This is a genomic window from Treponema parvum, assembly GCF_017893965.1.
Taxonomy (GTDB): Bacteria; Spirochaetota; Spirochaetia; order Treponematales; family Treponemataceae; genus Treponema_D; species Treponema_D parvum.
The window spans coordinates 1,132,848-1,157,264 of the sequence record NZ_CP054142.1 but is presented as its reverse complement, the minus strand read 5'-3'; the positions used below and the strand labels follow the sequence as shown (position 1 = coordinate 1,157,264).

The following is a 24,417-nucleotide window of genomic DNA, read 5'->3' as shown; positions in this document are numbered from 1 at the left end:
GCCTACCAAACATTTTTTCCGGTAACTTTTTTGCTGAGAACATTTGAAATAAGTACCATAATAAAACCTACGAGAGACTCAAACAGTCCCACCGCAGTTGCATAGCTGAAATTGGCTCTGCCTAGTCCGATACGATACACGTATGTTCCGATAATATCGGCGGAATCATAAACTGCCGGATTGTAAAAAACCAATATTTGTCCGATTCCGTCCGTCATAATAGAACCCAATTTTATTGTAACCATCAAAACGAATACGGGTAAAAGAGCCGGCAATGAAATATGAACTATCTGACGGAATTTTCCGGCCCCGTCCACTATTGCGGCGTCAAACAGATTTTGATCAATCTGAGTCAGGGCGGCAAGATAAACAATGGTTCCCCATCCGACGCGGCTCCACATTCCCGACACAACAAGAACAAAGCGGAACCAGTTTCCGTTTATAAAGAATAAAATATTGTTGCCTCCCAATGCCTTAACTATGTGGTTAACAAGGCCGTCCGATGCAAACACAATATAGAATACGGAAAAAATAACTACCCAAGTAAAAAAATGGGGAATATATATTATGGTTTGAACCGTTCGCTGAAGCCATTTTTTTGTAATTTCATTGATCAAGAGCGCCAGCAACATTGAAGTCGGCGTGACAAACAAAAGCATTAAAAAATTTATTTCAAGCGTATTCAAGATAACTCTTAAAACTTCCGGATCCGAAAAAAGAGTTTTAAAGTGTTTTAATCCCACATTCGGACTGGCGGCAATTCCAAGCAGCGGTTTAAATTGCTTAAAAGCAATCATGATATTTCTAAACGGCAGAATTTTAAAAACAAATAGAAACAAAAGTCCGGGAATTAAAAAGACGTATAACTGCCAATATTCTCTTATATAACTTCCGGCAACGGATCGCTTCCGTACAGGACTTAAAGAATGGTTCATCTAAAATTATCCTCTCTCCAACTTGCAACACGCAAGGCGACCTCAACCGCCTTGCGTAGAAAAAAAATTAATGCTTTTTTCCTCGGTAAAAGTCCGAATAGAATTTTTCGACTTTTTCACCGCCGTTTGAATTCCAGTACCCGATAAGATTATCAAGATATTTTAACGGGCGTTTTCCCGTAATAATCTGAATCACGCCGTCTTTCATATAAGACTGTAAAGCGACATAATTATCTATCACCGTAACTGCAGGCGCCATTGCCGTAGGATTATACGCTTCATCCTCACAAGCCTTAGTGAGAGCTCTCGTGTGAGTAGCTATTCTGTACATATCGGCGCTCTTATAAAGCCTTGCCTGCCAGATTAAATTATAGTCAACTTCGCTGCGCAAAGACGTAAAGAAAAGATGCGCGTTCAATTTGTCGTCATTAAATTTAGGCTGAATGGGCGTATACCCGCCGTTTTCCGTATTGCGTTTCCAATGAACCCCTTCTTCGCCGGCAGCCAGGAAAATCTGATTTTCCTTTTTCAGAATTTCATTAATCGCTTTTATGGTTTCAACAGGATGTTCGGATGTAACGGGAATTACTGCAAAGTAATCCGCACCGGTCGGGATTTCTGCGTGAGCTATGCCATTTTTATCTTTTAACCACGCAATAGGTTCTACAAGAGAATCAGGCACGGCTTCTCTCAAAGTCTGCACATAGGTTCTGCAACCGTCCCATGAATCATTTAGCATAAAGGTTTTTCCTGCAGAGAATTTCGTAAATTTATCTCTTCGGGTTAACGCCGGAAAATCCTGGTCTATCAATCCTTCGCTATACAGTTTAGCCATAAACTCTACATAATCTCTGAATCCCGAAGCCTTAAAATACGGAACAAGCGCCGTTTTGGAAGCATTTTCCATCCACTCTCCGCGAAATCCGAAACCGCTTGTGATATTTGCTACGAGATGACTTTCCATGGGCTCGTTATCCATTCCAAGCGGAATCATGTCGGGATAATCCTTTTGAATTCTTTTTAAAAGTCCGTAAAACTCGTCTATATTCTTAGGCTCCGATACTCCCATCTTGTTCATAAGATCCATACGAGAAAGAATATTATACCTTGAAAAGCCCTGAGCGGCTTTTACGCTGGGAATGGCGTATATTCTGCCGTTCACAGTCGTAGAAGTAAATAAAGTAGGAATGGCTTTCTTTATATCAGGACCGTATTTATTTATCAGATCGGTTATATCCATGGCGGCGCCTTCGGCAATAACGCGTGAAAGCTGATCATCCGTTACGGTAATCATATCCTTTTTTTCACCGGCGGCGATCAGTAACATAAGCTGTTCCGAACTTGCCAAGGACTCCCACTTTATATCATAGCCTGTTACTTGTTTATAAAGCTTATAAGGCTGTTCTTTCGACATATCAACCGTTGTCTTGGTCGTCATAAAGGTTAAAACAGGGCTTTTCTCTTCTTTTGCCTGTGTTCCCGATTGAATGGCAGTATTTTCCACATTGCCTTGCGCTTCTTTGCCGCCGGATGCAAACACATAATTACCGAACGACAACAGAACCAACAGTAAAACCGTCAACTTTTTCATACTTTCGCTCCTCCTTACATACATTAAAACGTTTGTTTAATTATATTGAATAAAAACCGTCCCGACTTATTCAGATTGATGCAATCGTCATAATTAAAACGTTTTAAATTTTATAATTATATTATTACACGGTATGAACATGCTGTCAAATTTTTATTTTAACGATGATACCGATCCCCTTACACACAATACTCCCGCCCCAAGTACCCCGACATGTCTTGCTTTAGGATTGATTATGCGGTTCATGAGAATGGAAACAGCTTTCTGTCCCAAATAAGATTTACCGATATCCATAGTTGTTAATGCGGGAATTGCATATTCGGCCAAGGGGCCGTTTTCATAGCCGATAATCGAAACATCATCGGGACATCGGATTTTATTGTCGTAGAAATAACGAGCCGCGCCGATTGCAATCGAATCGGAAGCACAGACAAAAGCCGTCGGTCTAGGATTTTTAGAGCAAATTTTTTCACACCCCATATATCCCGACTCGCCGCTGAAGCTTTTGCAAAAAAGCGAAGTTTTACCGCTCACTCCAAACTCTTGTACAGCCCTCAGATATCCTCGGAGTTTGCGTCCGGAAGACTGTGAAAACTTAGGACCGTTTAAAAAAGCTATTTTCCTATGTCCGCAGGATATAATGTATTTGGTAGCCTGATACACAGCTTCGTCCGAATCAACATCTATATAATCCAAGCTCCGATCTCTGGCTCCCACAAGCACGACGGGAAGCCCCGTTTCCTTGAGTTCCTCCAAAAACGCTTCCTTTAAAATTCCGCCGACACAGATCAAACCGTCAACATAGTTCCTATTCGCTATAGGAGGAAGCATTGAAGCGTCATACTTGTACCAGTCTACAAGCATCGTATAACCTGCTTTTGAAACTTCCTGCTCGATTCCCCACATAACTCCGGAAAAAAACGAACCTGAAGTCCCCTTAAAACTGCCTTCCCATATTTCACCGTCACTGCCCGCTCTGATCACCCCTATAGCTTTATTAACCTTCGTTATAAGTATCCTTGCCGATTTATTCGGAACATAATTTAACCGTTTTATCGATTGTTGGACTTTCAATCTGGTTTCAAGTTTCACCAGAGGACTCTCATTAAGAACGAGAGAAACAGTGCTTATGGAAACCTTGGAATCATTGGCCACGTCTTTAATCGTAATGCTCATATTATTTAAAACCTTCTAAAAAATTCTATCACGCTTATTCCTTACAGTCAATACAAATAGCTCATGTATTAAAATAAATCTAATACCAAAAATACAGAATTCTGTTGTCGTTATTCAAAAAAGGTGTTATCGTTTTGTAAAGGAGTTTATAAAATGAAAATAGGAACGATGACTTCACAGTTCAGGCAGGGAAGGCATGACGACCCGCCCACAAGCTACATAGAGCAGCTTAGGTTCTGTAAAGAGGCGGGATATTCGGTAATAGACCTTAACATGTGCGCCATGAGTGACGGAAGCACGGAACTTAATAAAGACGACTGGGAACGCAGCGCAAATGAAATAAGGATGACTGCAGAAAAACTCTCCCTTGTTTTTTCTCAGTCGCATCCTCCTTACAGAAAAACAAAGGGCGGAGCGGCATATGAAGGTGAAGAAGAAGAACACTATCGAATGCTTACGGAGCGTTCACTGAAAATAAGTGCAATAGCAGGAGTAAAATGGGCGGTTCTTCATCCCGGAACGGAACTAGGGGATGATATGTTGGATATTGACGCAAATATAGAGCTAAATCATCAACTGAACGATTCCTTCGTTGAGCTTGCCGAAAAGCTGGGTATTGGGATCGCTTTTGAAAATATGCGGGACACTGCAAATTTCAGACGGTTCGGATCATCGGCCGAAGAACTTACATCTCTTGTAGATTCTTACAAGTCGACGCGAGTCGGAGCATGCTGGGATTTCGGGCATGCCAATCGCAATATGCACGATCAAAAACGAGCCATAAAATTACTGGGAAAACGATTGAAAGCAACGCACGTAAACGATAACAGCGGAAATATTCTGGACGAACACACCATTCCGTTTATGGGAAACATTGATTGGAAATCTGCCGTATCCGCACTTCGTGAAATAAACTATGAAGGCGATCTGATATATGAGTTGTCGGTAACAAAAAATATGCCCATGGAATTAAAGGTAGAGACTATGAAGTTTGCGAAAAAAATCGGAGAGTATCTGCTTTTGCTTTAAAAACACGCGGTCCTGTGATCTGAGGCAAGGAAGAGCATTGCGATGATTTCACTAAAAAAATCGGATGCGCTTTATGTTGCAGAAAAACACGCTTGGACATTTTGAGATGTATAGGCTGTACGGAATAGAGAACATACAGTTTTCCATTCCATACAGTCTAGTTTATATTTTCTTTGACTTATTCAATAATTGTGTTTGCCAAGAAACGCCCTTTTATTTCTTTGGATAGCTGTTGAGCAAGCTCCATAGCCGTGTTCGCTTGAGAATGTGTATATGTTCGCATCAAACGTTTTGCGGCCTCAGGATTTTTTTCATACAACTTAATTAAGAAAGCTTCCAAATCAGGTTGAACTTCAAATTGTTCCGTTTCAAACTGTCTGAAAACAGGAATGATCCATTCCTTAGCAATCTTTTGATAATTACGGTAGCAAAGCTGACCGACATCTTGGAAAGTCCACCACGCAGATTTCGGATCGAATTCATTTATTTCACCAATTGAGTACGCATGGGGCATGCCTTCACTACCGAGATAACAAGGAAGGAAAGGTGAAATGAGAGTATTGCCATAAGAAAACCATGCAAGTGTGCCAATTTCCTTGGGCATGTCTCGACGAAATTCTACGACCATACTGACAACAGTACCGGCCCATCCTACGCTCGTACTAGTTTCCATCCAGAACGGATTTTTGAACTGACCTGCCTCTGGAGCTTTGGACAAGTCGTATTTGCTGCCTTCTGACGAATCGCTAATCAAATCTGCTATATCACGAACGGACAACTTGCGATTAACTTTAGCGCCGTAAACCATGTCTTCCAAAGCAAAATCTTTACCTGAAACAAGATTGACGGCACGCCATCTTCTGTAAGCATTTACAGGGTCACTTGCTTTGCCAAACTCGTTAATCGAATCATTATCAGAGTAGATTTCATAGAAATTGAAAGGTTTACCGGATTTATCATCATACCAACCTTGTTCGACAGCGTGTGAAACAATATTTTTTGACCAAAGGAAGTTAACCGGATCATCAAAATCAATTACTTGTGTGCCAAAACAGTTTGGACGGCACTCCGCCTCATCATCAGCGACTCGCTTTGCACACCAGATACCACCGGGAGCAACTTCGAGGAAGAAACCTTCATTGGGGTCAGCAACAGAAATATTACAGCAACCAGCAGCCCCTTCAATCGCAGAAACACCAAAACCATATTTTTCAATCAATTCACCAAGCATTTCAATACTCTGACGAGCAGTTTTGCCTCGTTCCAAGACTAAAATTGTCAAGTCATCAGCTTCAAGACCGGGTTTTGATGTAAAAGATTTGAAAGAATACACACCTTGCATACCTACAGACACTTGGTGCTCATTCACACCGCCCCACCAAGACTCACTGTAATGTCCTGTTTCATACGCTGTCGTAGTATGTGTATAAGCATTTGTTGTTTCAACCTGTGGAATCTTTATACCATTGGAAAGCGTGTAGACCGCATCTCTTGCATGTTGTTTCCTCGGAACAAAATGAATATGCCCCGGATAACCGGGCCAGTCATTGTTAACACCAACAAGAACATTTCCTGTTGTCGTCGCATTTTTACCAGCAATAATTGAAAAACACATAGAAATCCTCCTAAATATCTTTTTCAAAAATATTCCTCTTTTCCGCCAAACTGTGGCTCCTTGACGGTATCAAATGTCTTCCTTATATTACCACGGGGTGAGGAATTCAATCAGACCGTACTGTTCTACGCGTTCTTTTCTTTACCAACTAAGACATACACAACAAAAGTAAAGATAAAACACGTAAAGACTGCACCAATTGTGTCCATTATGAACGGAATGCGCAGGCTAATAAAATAACAGATAGCGCCAAGCAACCAAACAACAATAGCCCTCCAGTTAACGCCGTTGTTGTACCAATAGAGACCGCCTTTTTTATTAAAGTCATCAGCAACATAGTTTTTTTTGCGGATGACAACATAGTCAGCAATCATGATAGCAATACATGGAGGAAATACTGCACCGAGATAACCCAAGAATGCTTGGAATGTATCTAAGAAACTACCGAGGAAGAACGGCACCAAAGCCAAAATAGTAGCCAAAATTGCAATAATTGTCATCGAAGCTCTCGGTTTGAGCTTTGTACTGAAGTTTGAAGTTGAATAACCACCAGAGTAAACATTAATCATATTTACCGCAATAGTTGAAACGACGATCATTATATTAGCAATTTGCCCCATACCGAGCATACTGGCAACACTACCTGGATCCGACATGTTAGGATCAAAAACACCATTTTGAATAGCAACAGCGATGGCACTGACACTACCAATAAGACAGAACCACACCATGCCGAAGGTAGCGCCGAGCATTGGAGCAATGGTCGCTGCTTGTTTCGTTTTGGTATAACGAGTATAGTCTGCAACAGCCATAATCCAAGCAAAACCAAGTGCCGCGAGTGCATCAATACCGGAGCCAAAAGTCATACCGCTATCAGCCGGCGGTACCCAGTCCATAATTTCTTTAAAAGCAAAGTTTTGGAAAATACGAATAGTAAGCCATACACTTAAAATAATTAGACAAATTACAGCAACACTCTGCGCAATTGCCATTGTGCGGGATCCTCCTAAGAGCGAAATCAACGCAGTGATAGCCATGATAATCAATACAGAAAACATCAAAGTTACGTTGGTTGCCGGTAAACCAAGCATTCCACTAAGCATGTTGCTGAGCGGAATGGCAGCAATATACGTATTGACACCACACCAGCCGACAAATTGCAGTGCATTGACAACCGACGGTGCTTTACTGCCGACAATGCCAAAGGGAACACGGGCGAGTCCCATGTTTGACGTACCTACAACAAATCCCATTGCACCAACAATTGCAAGTATTAAATAGGTAGCAATGTTACCGAGCATCGTAACAGCCATAGCTGCACCGAAACCCAAGATACCGAGCGTACTACCTACATACCATGATGTTGGATTGGCATTTGCAACAGTCCAAGTTGACGCCATGTCACGAAAGGAAGAGTAACGATGTTGACTGGATACGGGTTCATAAACGTCGTATTCAACATAAGAATCGTTCACATCATTCGCTGTTTGAGTTGTTTTTGATTCGTTAGACATAATATTCCTCCTCTATTATGAATGAATTCAATAGACAAGATAACAGTCAATCATGATTGTTTAAATTGAATAAACATAAACAGTATTTATCCTAATACAGCTTTAACCTCATGTCAAGAAAATTAAAAAATCGTTTTGCACCCCATTCTAATATTGATTAAGAAATCTTTACACTTGGATTATATTTTTACTTGACATGACAGGACAAGAGCATAAAAGGGAATATAAAGCCAGCAAGATAAACGACCGATAAAATAAAATGCATAATTTTATTGAACGTCTTAGTGTTATCGAAGAGTTGACCGACACCAATCAGCTCTGTTCATCATCCTTGTGGCAACTATAGCAAATATAGACGAATGGTTTGAAATAGATAAGACGGCCGCTATGAATCAAAATATCATACGAAAGTGAGTGTTGGCTATCTTAAAACGGGCGGATACTATTTCGGAAAGAAATATTCACTTAAAGTTAAACGCTATGTGGTGAGTTTAGAATCCTTCTGCATATTGGTTGAAACTTTGCAGATATAAAAATTATAAAATTCTCCCCCAAAAACGATATCTTCTTCTTTACTTCCCTAAGGAAAGCTTCGTGTTCTTGGCGTGTTGACATAGTACCTTAAGTCGATATAATCGGAAATAAAAGTGAAAACTATACAGAAAGTAATCATTTAGCTTATCACTGTTTTAAAAATGAGGTATTCGTCTATGAAAGTGACAAAAATTGAAAAAATCTGGATCGTTCTCGTAGTACTGTTCTACATTGCGTACAATTTTCCAGGGATTCCAGCATTAAGAGACAGTACCGGTATGTTCATACATGCTGTGCTAACCGTCGTGCCCATTTGGATTCTGGTTTACTGGGGAATGATAAAAGTATACAAGCAATACAAATTGAAACAAGGAGAATAGAATTATGCTTAATATATCAACAGTTTGGGTTATGATTACCATCTATTTTCTCTTCCTACTTGCTGTCGCATTTTATGTTACGCAACAAGAAAAAAAAGTCGCAACAGGAACATCGGTACTGAAGACTTCTGTCTCCTGGCCGGTTCTTGTCATGACTTATATTGCTTCGCTGATGAGTACATGGGTCTTTTTTGCCGGACCGGGCGGATACTATCGAGGTGGTCTAGGCTACTGGATTTCTGAAATGAGTTATATCTCACTTTTTCCGATTATTGCACATTTTACCATGAACAAGGTTTGGATTATTAACAAAAGCTTTGATTTTGCGACACCGGCTGATTTCTATTACCAACGCTGGAAAAGCCCTGTTCTGCGTCTCGTACTTGGAATAGTTTTCTTAGCATCTTCCTTTCCATACATTGCTTCTGTGCTTATTGCCATTGCCCGTGCTGCAGACATTGCTACAAATGCAAGCATGAATTACACCACAACAGTTGTTATTGTTGGTGTGTTGATGACTGTCTTTGTTATGGTTGGCGGTGTCAAGTCGGCGGCTACGGTCGACACCATACAGGGGCTCGCCTTTATTTCAGCATTGTGGGCTATTGCAATTGCTGTATTGATCGTCGGTTTTGACGGTTCATTACTGACTGCTGTAAAGAGTATTTGGAAAAATACACCGGAATTTTTCTCCTATCCCGGACCGGCCAACTGGGTCGGTTATGCCTCGCGTTTCGGTTATCCCTTTAGCTGTGCGATCGGCTGGACAATCATGTTACCACATGTTTTCGTGCGTTCCGGTTATTTTGGTGACAGTCTTCAAGCCCAACGTCGTCTGTCATTCTTTACACCGGCCTTACAAGCATTCGTCTGGACAGGCACGATGTTAATTGGTTTAATCGGAATTGCATTGGCACCCGGTTTACCAACAACAACGACAGAATTAATTATTCCTCACATGATTAATGGTATCGTAAATGAGTTCAATCATACACTTTCTGTCGTTTTAATGATCGCTTTTTTTACCGGTGCTGTTGCAGTCGGCCTGTCGACTGCAAATGCTTTCTTAGCCGTTGCCTCATCAATTGTGCTCAGTGACTTTATGAAAAACACCTTTAAAGTAAAAATTACAGAAAAGAATGTCAATACTATCTCTCGCGTAGTAATTCTGGCTTTAGGCATCGGCAGTCTATTGCTTGCTATCAGACCGCCGGATCTTATCTTTACCCTGATCATGTTCTCGATTGCTTTAGTTATGCCGTTGTTTCCTACTTTGATTTTCGCTATCTATTGGAAGCGCGGAACAACTCCTGCTGCAATAAGTTCATCCATTCTCGGCGTTATTACCATTTTACTAACCTACTACTTCGGTTATGGTAACACGTGGTATGGTGCTTTTGGTATGCTCGTTTCAATAGTTGTATTCGTTGTTGTATCACTGTTAACTAAAGATGATTCCGCAGAAGGATCTGATTTCTATAAAGCACTCGAGACGGGGTTGAACAAATATTACAATCTTCAGACTGATTAAAAAAATAGACCACCAAGATTTTGCAATGTGTAATAGCTAATTAACCGATATGAACTATTATTGACTTTTTTATTCTCTTTCAAAAAAAGCTCTGGCAGAGCTACCGTATAAACCGCTAGGCGCTTTAACAACAGTTTGCCCGTAAAGCAGCGCCGGGTGCTTCGAAATAACACGTGTGCAAACTGCTAGTTTTCTTTGGACAATTTTTTATTTAGTCTGCCAAAAGCCATTTTTAATAAAAAAAAGCCCGGCAGGCTACCGTCGTTCGCAGCATAGCTGCTCACTTACCAAGTTTGCAGGGTAAACATTCTATAGCGCTAAGAACCGCCCGTGCAAACTTGCTATGTCCCCTAGAACTCGTTTTATTTAAAAAGGCTGCCTTAAGGCAGCCTTTTTAAATAAAAAAGCCCGGCAGCTACCTACTTTCCCGTCAAAAGACAGTATCATCGGCGTAAGAGAGCTTGACTTCCGTGTTCGGGATGGGAACGGGTATTGCCTCTCCACAATGGCTACCGGGCATATTAACATAATTAAAGATGCGGAAAAAAAGTCAATAAAACTCTCTCAAACCGCTAAGGGAAGATCAGTGAAGAAAAATAACGGGAACAATAATATGGTCAAGCCTCACGACTTATTAGTACTGCTTGGCTGAACGCCTCACGACGCTTACACCTGCAGCCTATCAACCGGATAGTGTCTCCGGAGTCTTTAGGAGGGTTAAACCCTCAGGGATGTCTTATCTTGGGGTGGGCTTCCCGCTTAGATGCTTTCAGCGGTTATCCCTTCCGAACTTAGATACCCAGCACTTACCCTTGGCAGGATAACTGGTAAACCAGAGGTTCGTCCACTTCGGTCCTCTCGTACTAAAAGCAGCTCCTCTCAAACATCCATCGCCCGTAACAGATAGGGACCGAACTGTCTCGCGACGTTCTGAACCCAGCTCACGTACCGCTTTAATTGGCGAACAGCCAAACCCTTGGGACCTGCTCCAGCCCCAGGATGCGATGAGCCGACATCGAGGTGCCAAACTTTCCCGTCGATGTGAACTCTTGGGGAAAATCAGCCTGTTATCCCCGGAGTACCTTTTATCCGTTAAGTGATGGCCCTTCCACACGGAACCACCAGATCATTAAGACCTACTTTCGTACCTGCTCGAAATGTCTTTCTCGCAGTCAAGCCTCCTTGTGCCTTTACACTCGTACGATGATTTCCAACCACCGCGAGGAGACCTTCGCGCACCTCCGTTACTCTTTAGGAGGCGACCGCCCCAGTCAAACCGCCTGCCTACCATTGTCCCTATACCGGCTTCACGGCACAGGTTAGAAATTCCATTCATCAAGGTTGGTATTTCACTTTTCGGCTCTTCGCAACCTAACGGCCACGCATCACTGCCTCCCAACTATTCTACACATGATGAATAGAATCCCAATAGTAAGTTACGGTGAAGGTTCACGGGGTCTTTCCGTCTAGTTACGGGTATCCGGCTTCTTTACCGGAATATAAATTTCACCGAGTCTCGCGTTGAGACAGTGCCCAGAATCGTTACACCATTCGTGCGGGTCGGAACTTACCCGACAAGGAATTTCGCTACCTTAGGACCGTTATAGTTACGGCCGCCGTTTGCTGGGGCTTCGATTCACAGCTTCTCCTTACGGATAACCGCTCCTCTTAACCTTCCAGTACCGGGCAGGTGTCACCACCTATACGTCCCATTGCTGGTTCGCAGATGGCTGTGTTTTTGATAAACAGTCGCCTGGGCCTGCTTTGTGTCGCTCACAATCTTTGATTAAAGTGAGCCGCACTTCTTCCGAAGTTACGTGCGCATTTTGCCGAGTTCCTTAACGCGAGGTCGCTCGTGCGCCTTAGATTTCTCATCCTACCTACCTGTGTCGGTTTCCGGTACGGTCTTTTAAGCCTAACTTAGACATTATTTCCCGGCACCTTGATTACGTCCGCTTCACTTCGACTTTCTCTCCGCTCGCTGTCACGGCTCATCTCAGAGTGTCTTTTAACCCACTCTTCACTAACTTACCGCTTTGACCGGAACTACCGTTCTCCGGCCGGATTTCACCTCATGCGTCATGCCTTCAATACTTAAAAGGTATTGGATTATAAACCAATTTCCCATCGACTACGACTTTCGTCCTTGCCTTAGGGGCCGACTTACCCTGGGCAGATTGCCTTTACCCAGGAAACCTTAGGTTTTCGGCGGACGGGGATCTCACCCGTCTTTTCGTTACTTATACCTGCATTCTCTCTTCCATCTCCTCCAGCATCCCTCACAGGTTTGCCTTCTCAGGTTAATGCAATGCTCCCCTACCAATCATAACTTTCGTTATGAGTCCGTGACTTCGGTATCATGCTTAGCCCCGTTACATTGTCTGCGCACAGGTGCTCGACCAGTGAGCTGTTACGCACTCTTTTAAGGAATGGCTGCTTCTAAGCCAACCTCCTGGCTGTATTTGCATCCGCACTTCATTTCACACTCAGCATGATTTTGGGACCTTAGTCGCCGGTCTGGGCTGTTTCCCTTTCGACTATGAACCTTAGAGCACACAGTCTCACTCCCATACGATGACTGTCGGTATTCAGAGTTTGATTGGTTTCGGTAGGTTTTGACACCCCCTAGTCCATCCAGTGCTTTACCTCCGACAGTTTTGTATGAGGCTGTCCCTAAAGGCATTTCGGGGAGAGCCAGCTATTTCCAGGTTTGTTTAGCCTTTCACTCCTAGTCACAGGTCATCACTACCTTTTTTAACAGATTACTGTTCGGTCCTCCACAAGGTTTTACCCTTGCTTCAACCTGCCCATAACTAGATCACCTTGGCTTCGGGTCTACGACATGCAACTTTTCGCCCTTTTCAGACTCGCTTTCGCTCCGGCTCCGGAACTTCTATCCCTTAACCTCGCTGCATACCGTAACTCGCAGGTTTATTCTACAAAAGACACGCCACTACCCTTTCGGGCTGTGACATCTTGTCAGTCTATGGTTTCAGGTTCTATTTCACTCCCCTTACCGGGGTTCTTTTCGCCTTTCCCTCACGGTACTTCTTCGCTATCGGTAGCTGATTAGTATTTAGCCTTGGATCGTGGTCGACCCGGATTCCGACAGGGTTCCTCGTGCCCCGCCGTACTCAGGTACCGCATCAAAAAGTCATACTTATTTCGCTTACGCGGCTTTCACGCTCTCTGACAGGCTTTTCCAAAACCTTTCTGCTATAAGTATGTTTTCTCCTAACTTTTCGGGTCATCCCCATGCGGCCCTTCAACCCCACTTTGCGTGGTTTGGGCTCCTCCGCTTTCGCTCGCCGCTACTTACGGAATCTCTTTTGTTTTCTTTTCCTCGGGTTACTTAGATGGTTCACTTCACCCGGTTTCGCTCTGCCGCCCTATTTTATTCAGACGTCGCAGTGACAACCTTTTAAGTTGTCGGGTTACCCCATTCGGCTATCCGCGGATCTCTGAATATGTGCTTCTCCCCGCGGCTTTTCGCAGCTTATCACGGCCTTCTTCGCCTTCCAGCTCCTCTAGGCATCCGCCATAGACCTATTTTCGCTTGACCATATTATTCTTCCCGTATCTCAACTTTCGCACTATTAAAAGTTATCAAGCTTACATCTTCTAACGTGCTCGCCTCAATCGGGCATTCTTCACCTAGAAGCAAGTTCCTCTCATGCTTATCACACTCAAGTCTCTCGCTCCTTCTTCCCTTCTCTTGTCTTGTCAAAGATCGTGTAAACATTGATCCGTCCGGCATGAACGAATTTTATGCTTTTATGGAGATAAGGGGATTTGAACCCCTGACCCTCGGCTTGCAAAGCCGATGCTCTAGCCAGCTGAGCTATATCCCCAGAAATAAAATCAAATAAAAACAAAAGGGGAAAGGAAGAAAAAAGATGAAAATAACCTTAACTCCGTCTTACGAAGCTTGTGCCGTACACCGACACTCGTCCTACCTTACAGGACTTACCTTTCTCTTAGAAAGGAGGTGATCCAGCCGCACTTTCCAGTACGGCTACCTTGTTACGACTTCACCCCCCTTACAAAGCATACCTTCGACAGCGCCCTCCTTGCGGTTGAACCACTGGCTTCGGGTATCCTCTACTCGGATGGTGTGACGGGCGGTGTGTACAAGGCCCGGGAACGTATTCACCGCACCGTGCTGATGTGCGATTACTAGCGATTCCAACTTCATGGAGTCGGGTTTCAGACTCCAATCCGGACTACGATCGCTTTTATGCGTTTTGCTTCGCCTCTCGACTTCGCTTCACTCTGTCGCGACCATTGTAGCACGTGTGTTGCCCTGGACATAAGGGCCATGATGACTTGACGTCATCCCCACCTTCCTCCGGTTTGTCACCGGCAGTTCCGCCAGAGTCCCCATCTTTACATGCTGGTAACTGGCAGTAGGGGTTGCGCTCGTTGCGGGACTTAACCCAACACCTCACGGCACGAGCTGACGACAGCCATGCAGCACCTGTTCACAGCCGTATTGCTACGCTCACATATCTCTATATGATCGCTGTGTATGTCAAACCCAGGTAAGGTTCCTCGCGTACCATCGAATTAAACCACATGCTCCACCGCTTGTGCGGGCCCCCGTCAATTCCTTTGAGTTTCACCCTTGCGGGCATACTCCCCAGGCGGTACACTTATCGCGTTTGCTTTGGCACCCAGCCTCTTGGCCGGACACCGAGTGTACATTGTTGACTGTGCGGACTACCAGGGTATCTAATCCTGTTTGCTCCCCGCACCTTCGCACTTCAGCGTCAGTCATCTGCCGGTAACCTGCCTTCGCCATTGGTATTCTTCCAGATATCTACAGATTTCACCCCTACACCTGGAATTCTGGTTGCCCTTCAGTGACTCCAGTCATCCAGTTCTCAATGCAGCCCCGGAGTTAAGCCCCGGTATTTCACACCAAGCTTGAATGACCGCCTAGATGCCCTTTACGCCCAATAATTCCGAACAACGCTCGCAACTTACGTGTTACCGCGGCTGCTGGCACGTAATTAGCCGTTGCTTATTCAAACCTTTCTGTCACCGCTTAAGCATTCCCTCTTAAACTTATTCTTCAGGTTCAAAAGGACTTTACAACCTTTCGGCCTTCATCGTCCACGCGGCGTCGCTCCGTCAGGCTTTCGCCCATTGCGGAATATTCTTAGCTGCTGCCTCCCGTAGGAGTCTGGGCCGTATCTCAGTCCCAATGTGTCCGTCCACCCTCTCAGGCCGGATACCCGTCGTCGCCTTGGCAGGCCTTTACCCTGCCAACTAGCTGATAGGCCGCGAGCCGATCCCCCTGCGGTGCCAAAGCACCTTTCCTCTCTATACTCTAACTATAGAGTTCGTATCCGGTATTATCTGATATTTCTACCAGCTATCCCTGTCAGGAGGGTTCGTCACCCACGTGTTACTCACCAGTCCGCCACTCTAGGAGAAAAGCAAGCTTTCCTCTTGCCGTTCGACTTGCATGCTTAAGACGCGCCGCCAGCGTTCGTTCTGAGCCAGGATCAAACTCTCCATGATTATTTCATAAGCCTTTCGGCTTGTGATTCCTTAACCATTTATGTCCGGTCCTCTCCCTCTCTTTCAAGGGATTTGCCCTTCCTTCATTTCATTTACCTGATCTCTCAGGCTCCTTTGGCTCTCTTCACCTTTTCCTGGCCGACAATGCTTTATCATTGCCTTCCGTCTTTTCTTCCCTTCCCTCTTGTCTTTCAAAGATCTTAGCCTTCGCAGGCTGTCCCACGCTTTTATTATTGCGGGTGATTGTTAATATATACCTTTTCACTTTTTCTTGTCAAGCCTTATTGTCGCTTTTTTTTAACTTTTTTTGTCTAAAATCCTGTAAAAACAAAAAGCTTTTAACGAATGTTAAAACTATAGCAAGTCCCCTATTATTCCGTCTCTTACCTACCGCTTTTCGTCCTTTTCCATCGCCTTTATCTTTTTTTCTCTCTTGTTTATCTCTTTGTCGAGCGTTTTTAGCTCTTTGATTATGCCGGATATTTTTTCATCTTCAAACGAGATTTGCTCAACGCCTTTTGCAGATGATAAAGAATATACTTCAGAACCGAGTCTTTGCAAAGTCTTTTTTTTATCCGAATTAAGTTTTTTATGTTCGAATTTTAAGACACCCAGTTCGCCCAATCCTTGCACTACAGTGCCCGCCTTATCCAACGCGATTTTTGAAGCGGCGACGCCTTTGTCAAGATAACCTTTTACCTGGTCGGTAAATTTTCCCATATTTTCCTCCTTCTTTAAAATAAACATAAACCGTTTCAAAAGCAAGAATTAAATATTTCAAAGCCTCCGAATGGCTACCAATGTAAGATCGTCGAGCTGTTCGTCTTCCATAACGTTCGTATAATATACATATGTTACATCTTCCGCGCTTTCATTTTTTTTGGAACAATATGTATCATACAAATTAAAATGCAGGCGTAGGAATTCGTCTATATTGCGGTCTACTTTGACGACGTCGTCTTCCGTAGCTTCGTGCGGTTTATACATACGGAATATCTTTTCTACCGAAATAAGAGCGATGATCGCCTCTTCCACGCTTCCCTTACACGTTGTAAAATCAAAGCTCAAAACTTCCCCGGGAACGGGGTTTTTGTTCTTTTCAAGAATAAAAACTTTTTTACTCATAACAGCTTCAATGACTTGCCTTACTCTTTCGGCTTCCAGCAATTCGGTTACGGTGGAGACTTTATCATTCCCGCTTTCATCCTTTTCGGTAATTTGAAGCGGCAAAAAAGAATTATTGCGGCATATTCTTGTGGATTCTTCTATACCGTCAGTGTACAAAAATAGAATGTCTCCTTTTTCGAGGACTGTTTTATCAACCTTGAATCCGCCTTTCATATCAACCATAAACGAAGGCATGGGGCCCGCTGCAGGAGCGGCGGATAATGTAAACGTTTTTAATTTTTGAATTTTTTGGTCGTAAATATGAACAATATTGTCGCCCGCATTGGACATATATACGGTGCCGGTCTGAGTGTCGACCAAACACAATATTATCGCTGCAAATTTTCCTTTGAGTCCCAAAGATTCGATAAAATCATTTATCTGTGAAATCAATTCGTTCAATCTGCCGCCGTTAGCGTTGAAATTCCAGTTTGCAAAATAACGGCGGAAGAACGTAGCGACTACAGTCATGATAAGAGCGGCAGGAACTCCGTGACCTGAAGCATCGCATTTTATAAACACGTACCACCTGTCGTCGAGCTTTTTATAGTCGAAGTAGTCGCCCGAAACGCCGGAAGCTCCTTCGTAATAACCGAATGTTTCAAGCGCATTGTCCTTTAATACGGAGGTAGTAGTTTTGCCGCCTTCGGAATTTATATTCAACGGTAAAAACGCCTGCTGAACGGCGCGTCCGTCCAAGGTAAGCTGTTCTTCCAGAGCGGCTCTGGCCAGTTCGGAAGTCATATTGTTTACGGCGTCGCGCAGATTGCCTATTTCATCGTCAGATTTGAATTCTATTTTTTCAGATGCAAGTTTTGACTTGTCGCGTGTTGAGCCGATAACGGCGACGTGCCTTTCAAGTATCCTGATAGGTCTGACTATAACAGTGGCTAAGATAAAGGCGCCTACGGAACCTGCGAATACCGCAAAAATCCCAACCAGTATTGCGGATAATATGATGGAACGGCGCGCCGTATTTACGGTCGTAAGCAGATTTTCCGTAGAAACTTTTAAAAACACTATACCGTGGACATATGTTCTTTCGTTTCCCTGCCTGTATAAAACCGGCCTGTAAAACAGATATTCGGTATTAAGCGGATCAAGATGATTGTTGTCAAAAAGCGGGAACGACGAGCTTGCGCTATTTGAAAGCTCGTCGAGCATCTGAGTGATGCGGCTGTTAAGCTGAGTTGTAATAGTAGAAATTTCTTCCCGGCGGGCTACGGATACGCGGTCCGTGCGGAGCGCCAAGGAAACTCCTTCGGAAGTTAGCGATGCAATCTGAGAAGCAATACTTCCGATTCTCTGTTCGGCAAGGTCGTTTAAACGCATACAGGAATCGGCTATTGCCTTGATGTCCGCATCGGATAGCTTAGAAACTCCGTAATTCAGCACATCGGTGTTTATCTTTGAAGAAATATCGGGGTCATTCGTAGCCCATACGAAATCAAGATTTTTTTCAATACCGTTTGCAGGCATTCCCGTAATTGTGGCAAATTCGGCTTCAGGCAGTGCTCGCGACTGCGCCGGAAGGTAACTCAATTCGAGAATATTGCCCGACGGAAGATAGGCGCGCGCTCCGGTGTTTATGCTGTTCAAAAGCACTCCTATACGGCTTTCAAGGCCCTCGGCAAGAAGCCGTCCTTGGGAACGAATCATCCTTGTTCCAAGGGAAGCGGCGACAAGCAGTACAATCATTAAAACAAGCAGTATGGTAAAGGCCATAAGCTTTATGCGAAGGCTTCCGCTGCGTTTTTTTGCGGACGTCAATTTCTTTCTCTTTTCAAGCGTCATAAGATCTCCTGTAAGAAGAGCGTTCACTTCATAGCGTATTGTAACGGTTTCACGTGCGGTTTGAACGATTCCGCGCACTGCAATCAAACTTCCGAGTACGGCAAAGGCGCATATGAGGTAAAGCAATATTCTTTCAAAACGAATTTGTACAAGGGCTTTCTTTAGCAGCGGCCCCCATTCAGGCTCGTAAACATATTCATTTTCAATTTTTACCGTACCGCCCTGTTCCACATTCAATATAGCGCGCGAAAAATACAATCCTCGATCCGAATGCACAAGGCCTATTCGATAAATTCCTTCACCCACTTCGCCGCCGAGGTCAAGGCCTTCTATTAGCGTGTCCGATCTTACGCGGAAAGAGTTTTCGGATTTTAAATAAACATAATCATACGGCGCTTGTCCGTCCTTGTCGACGTAGATCTGCGTTATGTCTCCGTCATAAACAAATCCTTTGCCATAAATTTCCAAAAAGCTGTTCCCGAGAAGAGTTTTTTTCAATTTTACAGAAGAAATAAGCGTAAACGGAATAAATTTATTGGAAGCGACAAGGATGACGGAGGGTTTCCCTATGTTGCCCACACTGTCCACGGCAGCAACCGAAAAAGCGTAAAGCCCGTTCTCAATATTTTTATATGTGACCGAAGTATTTACTCCGAGTGTTCTTTGAGGAATTTTATAAACCTTCATAGGATCGGAATATCTTTTAATTAAAGAAGAAAGATACGACGAAGCTTCTTCTTCGCCCGCTGCCATCGGATGCCCGGCATAACCTGAAAAACGCTTTTCAACGGCGCTTAGCCGCTCGAGGGACCACGTATAGCCTGAAACATCGTCGTCGCCTTGATCCGCCTGCCATGAAAATACAAGGTTTTCCGACGAAGCAAACCCTTGTAAGTCTTTGCTCACAGGCAATATCTTAGGAGGTTTGGGAGGCGTCGTGTCTTTAAAATAAGTTATTTCCGCCGGAGCCGACCAGTTTCCGGCATAGTCGAGGGCGCGGGATCGAAAATACCATACGCCGTCCTCAGAAGCTTTTACGCTTACGGTTGTTTGAGAAGGCAATCTCATAATACGTTTGGGAGGCATTTCTTCTTTGTCCTGCGTCCATATCCATGAAAACCCTGCGACGCCCGAAGAATCCGACGGAAGCCTTACCGCAACTCTTTCATCTTCAAAGCGGCCCCTTTCTCCGTTTTTAAATGTGACGCCTGATAAAGACGGAGCGCTTACGCTTCTGTCGGGAGAAAGACGAGAAATGTAAGGGACGGATTTTTTTGAAGAGGGATTCACCTGCCAAATAAAAGAAAGAGTGCTTTTGTCGTCGGTTATTACAGGAAAAGCGAATATACAAGAATTTCCGGAAGAGGATTTTTCATTGGACAGAGGAATTTCATCCCATATCGCGCCTTGCTTTTGCGCAAAAAAAACCGATTCCCGGCCGCTTCTTGTGTCGAACCAAACGACGAAAAGGGCGCCTTCATAAAAAAAGAACACAGGCCTGTTTGCGTTACCTCTAACCGTCAACTCTGTCAAATCGCCCAAAGGCTCTCCTTCCGTATCTAGACTTCGAACCCAAATATGAGAATTTTCAGACGAATAATAGGTTCTTTCCCATGCGACAAAAATCTTTCCCTCGTGAAAAAAAAGCACGGGGCGCTGGTTATTATAATTAAAATAAGTTCCTTGCGAACCGACAAGAAGAGAACCTTCGCCGGTTATGATGCGCGGCACAGACCAAGAGCCGTCTTTAAATACTGTAGAATATAATTGATATGAAAGACGCGCCCCCGTTCTGTGCTGGGCCTGAAACACAACCATGTCTCCGCCGGGAATATTTACAAGAACGGGGATAAAAGGGTTCGTAAAATCCTCTGCAGGCGGAAAAGCTTCAAAAGGCTGCCAGCTAAAACCGTCACGAGACCTTGAATAGAGCATTGAAAAAGATTCGTTTTGGCCGAGTGCGGTAAATAAGACAAATTCTCCTTCCGAATTTGAATAAATACGCGGCGCGACAAGAGGCTGTTTTTGTCTGGGAAGCGTCGTGCTTTTAAAGTTGTAACCCCCGTCCTCGCTTACAAATATTGAAATAGTGTGTACGTCCGACAAGACGGCCAGAGCAATTTTACCTGAAGGCTGTATGACGGCGGAATAAAGATCGGGAACTTCGCCGGAATATGAAAAAGGCCCGGCAAAACGTTCGATTTTATGCCACAGATCATTCCCTTCATACACTTGCCCCGAAAGCCAGATACTTTTATTTGCCGCGTCGATTTCCTGCCAAAAAACGGCCGTATATTTGCCGCTGGAAACCGAAGACGGAAATCTTGAATCGTATGAAGTTATGCGTTCGGTGTTTTCCCAATAAAAATCGCGGGCAAAAAGCGACGGCGGAGAAAAAGATAAAAAAAACGCCGCAAGGAATAAGAGAAAGAATAAAGACGAGGATCTTTGCGGAAGTTTTTTTTCTGTCATAGCAATGCCTGTACTTTTTTCTGAAGGTCGAGAACCTTTGCCGACCTGCCGTTTACCGGCGACTGTAAAAGACGCTGAACGAGCGCGTATGCGCCAATAATATTATTATTTTGAAGCTCTTGTATAGCCTGCTGATAAAGCATTTCATCTTCAGCCGAAAGAACTACCGTAGCCTTTCCTCCGATCGACACCTGAATACGGTCCTTTAACGTTATGGCGGCCGAATTTTGCGGATTCAAAGAGATTGCTTCGTCTACAAGCGAAAGCGCCCTTCTCAAGTCCATTTCATTACGCGACGTGTCGACTATCTTTCTGGCGTCAGACGTCAAAGCTGAGGAGCGTGCCAAAACCGCGCGGTCTACAGGTCTTTGTCTTATGCCTATTTCAACCTCAACGTTATAAATCAACTGCTTAAGGCCCGGATAGCCGGGATTTATCGTATAAAGATCGAGCAGATCCGCATAGGCTCTCTGCCGCAACGAAGGATTTTTATAGTCGGAACGGGCGGAATCCACCCGCCTTCTAAACATATCGTTAAAGGCAGTTTCGTCTATAAGTTTATTTATTCTTAAAGTCAAAAGACTTGCTTCCTGATTCAAAGGATATACCAGCTGAAGCTCGTGCAGCTTGTCTTTTGACTGTTGCAAGACAGCTTCCGCTTCCGTTTTTCGTCCTGAAGCCATGAGCTCTCTTCCCTGATCATAATATTGATTTGCAATGCTCAATATCTGCGACATTTCAGGATACAGAGGCGCCGTAGGTAAAATAGTGCGGCCGGTCTGCATGGAAAGAGCCGTAATAACCATTGAGTACAGGTTACTTATTTCGATGTCTTCATCAATATTCGTAGTGGCCCAGCGGGTTCTTGCCCTGACAAGCAGATTTTCAGCCTCTTCAAAATTGCCCGCATAGTATTCGTTTCTGGCCTTACTTTTTAATTGACGAACTTCGGCAACCACGACTTCGTTTTCTTTAGATGCGATCCGTTCGCCGAGTTTCAGCAATTTTTCGTTGCTTGAGACGCGTAAAGATTTCGACTCCTGATAAGATAATGATTCGTTATATTTTAAACGCGATCTCTGAAGATATTCGCGGGCGCCGTTAAAATCGCTTCGGCTTAAAGCGCGAACGGACTGTTCGTATCGCAGATCTCCTTCGTTTGAAGCGCTTTCCGCAAGCAATATTCTTTCTTGGGCGCGCTCTGAAATTTCCGTACCCCTTAAGTTAAGCCTGTCAAGCCGTTCAATGGAATCGGATAAGATTTTTTTTGTATCCACAAAATAATTTTGATATTCCGTCTTTGTTTCAAGAATCTTTTGAGAATCCGACAGGAGCGCACGATCGGAAAGTACGGAAGGCTTAAGATTTGTCACAAGAGCAAGGGCTTCCGACGGATACGAGCCTGCCTCTATAACCTTTCCGTCGGGAGCAGTCCTGCTTTCCGCTCTTGCGGTCATAAGTTCTTCCGCCCAAGCATATTGCGTTTCATATCGGTCTGCAATGAGGTCTCCGGCGGTTGCAAAATATAAAGCGGCGTCTTTACAGCCTTTGACGGCTTCAGCGTCCGCTAAGGACGCCGTTTTTGTACAGAGGGAAAAAAGAACGTTTTCCGCCGTCTGCCAGCTAAGAGCCTCGTCGGCTATAAACACACCGGCAGTCGTGCGTGACGTTTCCTCCGGCGGCGCTTCGGATGTTTTTTCAGGCAATACTCCCTTCGATGCAAACCATTGTGAGTTTATGATATTTCCGGAATCGGTTTTTATTTTTTCAAAAGTAGGTATGATCGAAAATTTTAAATTGCCGTAATTCATTTTTTCGGAACGAAAAGACGAAACGATGTCTTCGGGTAAGACTATGCTTTCCGAGCGCGTTTTTTCCAGCCGCTGCAAGGCTACAAGATCAAGCTGCTCTAATATTTTTTCGCTTAACGATGTAACAAACTTCATAGAATAGTCGTATTGAGGGTAAATATTTTCACCTTTGTGCCTGCTGTTTTTAAGCGTGTAAAGACCGTTTACATCCGTCGCCAAGACGGCAAAGTTTTTTATGGAAAATAAAATATCTTTTCTTACTCCGTCTTCGGATTTAAATACATTCTCTCCTCCCAACGATCTTTCGAACGCTTCGGACTGAACGACTATCTGCTCGTAAACGGAATTTTTCATCCGTTCCGCAAGAGTATTCCACAGTGCGTCCATTGCCCCTACTATTCCGGAATCAGGGTTGGATGTTCGTCCTAAAGTAAGGCGGGACACAAAAGGTAAAAACGAAGAATCCGTCAGTTTAGGATCAAGTTTTTTCATATCCGAAAAAGCGCTTTCGAATATAAGCCCCGAATCGAAAACCGTGTTGCGGACTGTAGCGAACCGCCCGAATTCATGTCGCACCGAAGCAAAAGCGTTCATCGACCGGTTATAGTCGTCGCTCTTTACGGCTTCAATAAAATTTTTGCACGCATTGTTAAGATCGTCTTGAACGGCCGGAAGACTTGAAATTGCGGTATCGACGGAAAAAAGAGATTTTTTTACAAGATCCGTAATTTCCGTATCCGATGTAGAGGCAAAAAATTCATCTTGGTAAAGATAAAATCCTTCCCTGATCTTATTTACAGCTTCGACATATTTTTCTTCGGCTACAAGGGCGCTGCCTATTTCCATAAGGTTATTGAACACGGAGCGGTAATACGTAAACTGAGCGGCAATCTTTGCCTGACTTATAAAGGCGAGAGCTTCCGCAGTAGGACTCTTTTCAAGCGCCTCAAGCCTGGCGATAATATCCAGTTTTTTTTGATTATTTTCAGGTTCGTTACGAATAACATCTATGAGTTCCTTCGACAAAGACGCATATTCTTCCCGAGCTTTCATTATCTTTCTGATTCTTTTTTGAGCGGCATCAAATTTATCCGGAAAACGTTTTATATAAGCTTCAAGCATCAAAAGCGCCTGATTATAATCCGTCTCTTTGATCTTTGCGTCTATCGCCTTCAAATCAACAACTTCGGTATCATCGGCGCCGACGCCAAACGAAGAAAAAAGAGAAAATAAAACTGTAAAAACAAGACAGATTTTCTTCATTATTATGTTATCATTTTCGGTTATATTTAAATGTTTTTTTATGTTTGCAGATAAAAAACCGAAAATATAGTATAATCGT

10 protein-coding genes, 1 tRNA gene and 3 rRNA genes are annotated in these 24,417 nt (G+C 43.8%); 2 read left to right on the top strand and 12 right to left on the bottom strand.

Annotated features, from left to right (window positions below):
- Window positions 1–2: 2 nt before the first annotated feature.
- From HRQ91_RS05085 to HRQ91_RS05075, 3 genes are all read right to left on the bottom strand, one after another.
- On the bottom strand, window positions 3–797 hold the full coding sequence (locus HRQ91_RS05085; protein ID WP_210120552.1) for an ABC transporter permease: 795 nt from the start codon (window positions 795–797) through the stop codon (window positions 3–5).
- 205 nt (window positions 798–1,002) lie between these two features.
- The gene (locus HRQ91_RS05080) at window positions 1,003–2,526 is read right to left on the bottom strand and encodes an extracellular solute-binding protein (protein WP_210120551.1); all 1,524 of its coding nucleotides are present in this window, start codon (window positions 2,524–2,526) and stop codon (window positions 1,003–1,005) included.
- A 153-nt stretch (window positions 2,527–2,679) separates the two neighbouring features.
- Window positions 2,680–3,702: a LacI family DNA-binding transcriptional regulator gene (locus tag HRQ91_RS05075; protein WP_210120550.1), complete on the bottom strand. Its 1,023-nt coding sequence runs from the start codon at window positions 3,700–3,702 to the stop codon at window positions 2,680–2,682.
- Window positions 3,703–3,855: 153 nt separating this feature from the next.
- On the opposite strand from HRQ91_RS05075, the gene HRQ91_RS05070 reads away from it, so the two are divergent.
- Complete coding sequence (locus HRQ91_RS05070) at window positions 3,856–4,731, top strand: sugar phosphate isomerase/epimerase family protein (protein WP_210120549.1); 876 nt, start codon at window positions 3,856–3,858, stop codon at window positions 4,729–4,731.
- Window positions 4,732–4,909: 178 nt separating this feature from the next.
- Here the strand turns inward: HRQ91_RS05070 and HRQ91_RS05065 are convergent, their stop codons facing one another.
- Both HRQ91_RS05065 and HRQ91_RS05060 read right to left on the bottom strand, forming a co-directional pair.
- Window positions 4,910–6,346 (bottom strand): dipeptidase, encoded by a 1,437-nt coding sequence (locus tag HRQ91_RS05065; RefSeq protein ID WP_210120548.1) that lies wholly within the window; start codon window positions 6,344–6,346, stop codon window positions 4,910–4,912.
- Window positions 6,347–6,471: 125 nt separating this feature from the next.
- On the bottom strand, window positions 6,472–7,860 hold the full coding sequence (locus HRQ91_RS05060; RefSeq protein ID WP_210120547.1) for a purine-cytosine permease family protein: 1,389 nt from the start codon (window positions 7,858–7,860) through the stop codon (window positions 6,472–6,474).
- Between the two features lie 918 nt (window positions 7,861–8,778).
- Between HRQ91_RS05060 and HRQ91_RS05055 the strand changes: the two genes are divergently transcribed.
- A complete protein-coding gene (locus tag HRQ91_RS05055) occupies window positions 8,779–10,305 on the top strand; it encodes a sodium:solute symporter family protein (RefSeq protein WP_210120546.1) in 1,527 nt (508 codons plus the stop codon).
- A gap of 406 nt (window positions 10,306–10,711) precedes the next feature.
- Here HRQ91_RS05055 and rrf read toward each other — a convergent pair.
- The 7 genes from rrf to HRQ91_RS05020 form a co-directional block, all read right to left on the bottom strand.
- Window positions 10,712–10,822: ribosomal RNA gene (gene rrf / locus HRQ91_RS05050) — 5S ribosomal RNA — on the bottom strand.
- 96 nt (window positions 10,823–10,918) lie between these two features.
- Window positions 10,919–13,867: ribosomal RNA gene (locus tag HRQ91_RS05045) — 23S ribosomal RNA — on the bottom strand.
- A gap of 215 nt (window positions 13,868–14,082) precedes the next feature.
- Window positions 14,083–14,156, bottom strand: a tRNA-Ala gene (locus HRQ91_RS05040).
- Window positions 14,157–14,286: 130 nt separating this feature from the next.
- Window positions 14,287–15,831: ribosomal RNA gene (locus HRQ91_RS05035) — 16S ribosomal RNA — on the bottom strand.
- Together the 16S, 23S and 5S rRNA genes with 1 tRNA gene alongside form the textbook arrangement of a ribosomal RNA operon.
- A gap of 387 nt (window positions 15,832–16,218) precedes the next feature.
- The gene (locus HRQ91_RS05030; RefSeq protein WP_210120545.1) at window positions 16,219–16,551 is read right to left on the bottom strand and encodes a hypothetical protein; all 333 of its coding nucleotides are present in this window, start codon (window positions 16,549–16,551) and stop codon (window positions 16,219–16,221) included.
- Window positions 16,552–16,608: 57 nt separating this feature from the next.
- Window positions 16,609–21,264 (bottom strand): SpoIIE family protein phosphatase, encoded by a 4,656-nt coding sequence (locus tag HRQ91_RS05025; protein ID WP_210120544.1) that lies wholly within the window; start codon window positions 21,262–21,264, stop codon window positions 16,609–16,611.
- Window positions 21,261–24,338: a hypothetical protein gene (locus tag HRQ91_RS05020; protein WP_210120543.1), complete on the bottom strand. Its 3,078-nt coding sequence runs from the start codon at window positions 24,336–24,338 to the stop codon at window positions 21,261–21,263. Before HRQ91_RS05020 ends, HRQ91_RS05025 begins: the two co-directional genes overlap by 4 nt.
- Window positions 24,339–24,417: the final 79 nt, after the last annotated feature.